At 69.1% G+C, this 3706-nt stretch carries 2 protein-coding genes and 1 pseudogene; 2 read left to right on the top strand and 1 reads right to left on the bottom strand.

Translation table 11 applies throughout. The features are described from left to right. Nucleotides 1-482, top strand: a pseudogene (locus A5658_RS27120) (hypothetical protein); the annotation flags it as partial. Nucleotides 483-518: 36 nt separating this feature from the next. Continuing rightward, nucleotides 519-1298 (top strand): DUF2127 domain-containing protein, encoded by a 780-nt coding sequence (locus A5658_RS27115; RefSeq protein WP_067342664.1) that lies wholly within the window; start codon nucleotides 519-521, stop codon nucleotides 1296-1298. On the opposite strand, the gene A5658_RS29040 is transcribed toward A5658_RS27115, so the two are convergent. Continuing rightward, nucleotides 1299-3706, bottom strand: a 2408-nt coding sequence (locus A5658_RS29040; RefSeq protein WP_067342662.1) for a LuxR C-terminal-related transcriptional regulator, incomplete at its 5' end; no start/stop codon positions are given. It abuts the gene before it with no gap.

Raw genomic sequence — 3706 nt, 5'->3', positions numbered from 1 at the left:
CACCGACACCCGCCCCGGTGGCGGTTGCCCACGCCCCCGCTGTGGCACCCGCGCCTGCTGCCCCGCCGCCGACACCGGCCGGACCACCGGTGGTGACGATGCCGGCGTACATGTACATGGTCGGCGATCTGGGCCTGGCCGCCCAGCAGGCCGCCGCCACCAGCAAGCGGGCCACGAGGGCGGCGGCGGCCGGCGCCGAAAGCGTAGTGGCCGCACCGGCTCTCGACGAACCCCAGCCCGTTCAGCGCCGACGGCGGACCAAGGCCACGATGGTCGGCCGCGGCCACGAATACATGGATCTGGAGCCAGAGCCGGCGGTGACGGCCTCGGATGACGGTTCCGGACCCCTCGGTTTCCCCGGCAGTGCTGCCAGAGCGGGTGGCGGTGACCCGTCCGGGCTGGCCACGTTGACGAGCGACCGGTTCGGCGGCGACTCGACCGTGCCGATGCTGCCGACAACCTGGAACGCGCATCTCGACTGAGGCCGACGGTGGGCCACACCGCTGTAGCGTGCACCCATGGTGGATTTTGCTCTGCGCTCGTGCGGGTTACGTGGGCACGCGACATTCGCTCCCGAGGAGCCGAAGCTCCGTGAGCGGCTGACGGCCGACACACCGGCCGGCGAGGCCTGGCGCTGCCTGCGTTGCGAGACTTTCGTCGTCGGCCCGCCGCGGGGCAGCGGACCGGCGAACACCGCACCGGAGATACCGCGTGGCCGGTTCCTGCGAGACCGAACCCTGATGCGGGCGCTCGCCATCGAACGCGCCTTCCGCGCAATCATCTTTCTTCTGGTGGCCGCGGGCGTGGTGAAGTTCAGCGGATCACGTGAACACTGGCAGCACGTCTTGAACAAGGACATGCCGCTGCTGAAGCCGCTGGCAGATCAGGTCGGCTGGGATCCGGAGCACTCGAAGCTCGTTCACGAGATCACCCATGCCTTCGCCTTGTCGTCGTCGACCCTGCAGTGGATCGCGATCGCGCTCGCCGGGTACGCGCTGATCGAGCTCATCGAAGCGGTCGGGCTGTGGCTGATGCAACGCTGGGGTGAGTACTTCGCGGTGATCGCCACCAGCGTCTTCCTGCCGCTGGAAATCTACGAGCTGACCGAAAAGATCACGGCGCTAAGGCTTTTCGCGTTGGTGGTCAACATTGTCGCAGTGATCTGGCTGCTGTGGAGCAAGCGGTTGTTCGGGCTCAACGGCGGCGGCAAGGCCTACCGGGCGGAGCATGAAGCCGAAAGCCTGCTCAGCGTCGAGAGCGCAGCGCTCAGCGGAACCGCAGCCGGCGCAACGGCGTAACTAGTCCGAGGGCGCGACCTGGTGCTGCAGCGCGTAGGCGACGGCCTGGGTGCGGTTCTGCACGCCTAACTTGGCCAGAATCGCCTCGACATGATGCCCAACCGTTTTCGGGCTGATGTGCAATTCGGCGGCGATCTCGGGGTTGCTCAGCCCGGCAGCCAGCAGATCGAAGACCTGGCGTTGCCGCCCGGTGAGCGCGTGCGGGTCGGCCGCCTTGTCCGCCTGCCGGGTCCGGGGTGCCCGCTCGCGCAGCGCGGCCAGCCGTTGCTGCGCGCGACGGGTGGCGGCCTTGGCGCCGAGCCGACGGAAGGTCTCCAGCGCCGACGTCACCGCCGACACGTCACCGCCGAGTTCGGCCAGTGCCGCCTCGTAGGGGCAGCCGCGGTGGGCCCATTCGTCGGCGGCCTCGCGCCACTGCCCGTCGATCTCGAGGTCAAACGGGGTCAGCGGACCGTCGCGGCCAACGTCAATTGCGCCGCCCGCCAAGCGAATCCAGCGGCGCAGACTACCGTTCAGCCACGGGTCGGGGTGCTGACGCGACATCGCCATGCCGGCGCGGGCTTCGGCAATTGCCCGCTCGTCGTCACCGGCCAGCCAGGCCACCTCGGCGCGCGCCGCCCACACGACTCCGAGGTGGACCAGTTCACCGGGCTGAGCGCCATTGTCGGCTTCGACCGCAAACGGGGCTGCCGGCGGCTGCCCACGCCGCGCCCGCAGCAGGGCCAGCGTCACCGACGGCAGCACCCGATGCTGCGGGCTGAGTTCGGGTCGGGTCAGGATCTGCTCGGCGTCGTTGGCGGCAGCGTCCCAGTCGCCACGATGCAGGGCGGCCAGCGTGGCCGCGGCGTTCAGCAGTGAGCTGAACATGCCGAGGTCGCGATCGTCGCAGAACTTCAGCGCGTCGGCGAGATAGGCGTCGGCGCGGCCCAATTCGCAACGCAACACGGCATACCAGTAGATCAGCACAGCCAGAACCGCGGCATGTTCCTCGAGCCCCGGGGCCGCCAGCGCTTCACGCCACACCGTCTCCAACTCGCCCCAACCGGTACCGGTGCTGAACACGGTGGTCAGCGCGGTGTAGCCGCGAGCCCTGATATCGACTCCTGCATCGTGCAATTCGCGACCGAGCGCGTGGGCCCGGGCCGCATACTCCGCGCACGCCGGATCCAGGGCGAGCGCGCAGATGTGCGCCATATTGATCAGCGACCAGGCCAGTTGCGGCGACGGGCCGAGTTCTTCCAGCAGCCGTAACGACGCACGCGCGGCGTCGATGGCTTCGGCCGCACGTCCCAGCGGCTGCAGCAGACGCGACAGCCAGCGAAGGTCGTCGCCCTCGGCAAGGTGGTCAGCGAGCTTGCGGCGCAGCGTGATCGCCTCCCGCAATGACCCGACCGCCGGTTCAGCCTCCCCGCTCAGGTAACAGGTGAAGGCGTGCCGCTCCAGCCAGACGACGCGTTCGTCGTCGCCGACGGCATCGGCATGACGCAATGCGAGCGCATACAGGCTCGCCGCCTCCCGGTTGGCGCCCAGCGATGCCGCCCGCTCTGCCGCGGCGACGCCGTAGCGGACAGCGGCATTACTTTCGCCGGCCTCGTCAGCGTGAAATGCCAATGCCGCCAACGTGTTCGGATCATCGGGCAGTTCGATCAGCGCGGCCAGCGCCCGCCGGTGCAACTCGATGCGATCGAAGTCCGCGATCTGCGCTCGGGTGGCACGACGGGCAAGCTCGTGGCGGAAGCCGACCAGGTCTCCGTCGGCGATCAGCACACCGGCTCCCAGACACTCGTGCAGTGCCGTGCGGGCTTCGGGGCATATCCTGTCCAGCAGGGCGACATCGGCGCGCGGTCCGCACACCGCGACCGTGTTCGCGATCTCTCGCCCCTTGGCCGACAGCCGGGCCAGCCGGCCGCACACCGCTTCGGAGATGCTGCGCGGCAAGGTTTTCCGGATCAGCGCGTTCGGTCCCGCCGCCAGCACCTCGGTGACGAAGAAGGCGTTGCCGCCGCTGACCTGATACAGCTGCGCTGCGTTGACACCGCTACCGGCGGCCAGCGTCGCCACCGCGCTCAAGCTCAACGCCGACAACTCAATTCGGCTCACGTTCGAACAGTTCACCAGGTCGCCCAGGGTCACCGCCAGCGGATGAGCCGGCCCCAGCTCGTCGTCGCGGAACGAGATCACCAGCAGCAATCGCAGAGCGCCGATGCGACGCGCCAAGAACCTGATCATGTCCAGGGTGGCGCCGTCGCCCCAATGCGCGTCCTCGATCACCCACACCCACCGCCCACCATCGCCCAAGGCGGCCAATAACTGTCGATAGATCCTTGCGGTGTCGCCCGAATCGACAGCGTCGGCCAGGGCCGCACCGGCGGCGTCGTCCAACCCGGACAGGGCGTCGGTGAGGGGGC

This window comes from Mycobacterium sp. 1245111.1, assembly GCF_001673405.1.
Taxonomy (GTDB): Bacteria; Actinomycetota; Actinomycetes; order Mycobacteriales; family Mycobacteriaceae; genus Mycobacterium.
Note: the sequence above shows the minus strand (reverse complement) of the source record. Positions and strands in the feature narration are given on the sequence as shown.